The following is a 779-nucleotide window of genomic DNA, read 5'->3' on the forward strand; positions in this document are numbered from 1 at the left end:
ATGAATTTTACGGAGCCTCTACAGATGCCATGAACACCCGCCTTCTAACGGTGGATCAGTTGGTGGAGGAGTATTACACAAAGGTTATCATGGGAATAGAATCTATCGATGGTTTTCAAGCCTTTATCACCAAGCTGAATAAGATTGGTCTGGAGGATGTGACAAGAGAAGTAAATGAGTGGAAATCCAATAAGCGATAACGATATTTGTAAAACCGAAACGAGAAGCATCCTCGCTATACGAGGCTTAGCTTCTTTTTTTTGCGCTCACAATGATAAAAAGTCGGAAGAGTGCAAGAAATCACGAAATTTTGAAATCGTTTTCTTTTTGCGTGGAGAGTAAGATGAACTTGTAAGTATTCGGCGATAAACAGAGGGGAGCAAGCATGATGAAGAAAAAAAGAAATGTGTATTCCACAGCAGCGGCCGTACTTTTAAGCGTATCTCTTCTAGCAGGATGTAACTCGGGTAATGGCAACAATACGGCAAGTAACGGACCATCAGCAAACGGGGGCAACAACGGGGCAGCAGTAGATAATACGCCGATTGATCCGGCTGCAAAGTTCGATCCACCAGTTGAACTCACAGTGGGCGTAATGATCGGTGATCCTATTGCTGACGGTTTTACAGAAGAGAAATGGGAAAACAGTGATTGGATCAAGGCCTATCGCGATGAGCTTGGTATCAATATCAAGCCGCTTTGGTATACCAAGGGCGCAGACGCTGGTAAACAGAAAATAAGTGTAGCGATTGCTTCTGGTGATATTCCAGATTTGCTCG

2 pseudogenes are annotated in these 779 nt (G+C 43.6%); both read left to right on the forward strand.

What is annotated here, in order from left to right:
- Positions 1–200, forward strand: a pseudogene (locus E0496_RS35795) (extracellular solute-binding protein); the annotation flags it as partial.
- 188 nt (positions 201–388) lie between these two features.
- Positions 389–779, forward strand: a pseudogene (locus tag E0496_RS33420) (hypothetical protein); the annotation flags it as partial.

The organism is Paenibacillus luteus (genome assembly GCF_006542765.1).
Lineage (GTDB): Bacteria > Bacillota > Bacilli > Paenibacillales > Paenibacillaceae > Pristimantibacillus > Pristimantibacillus luteus.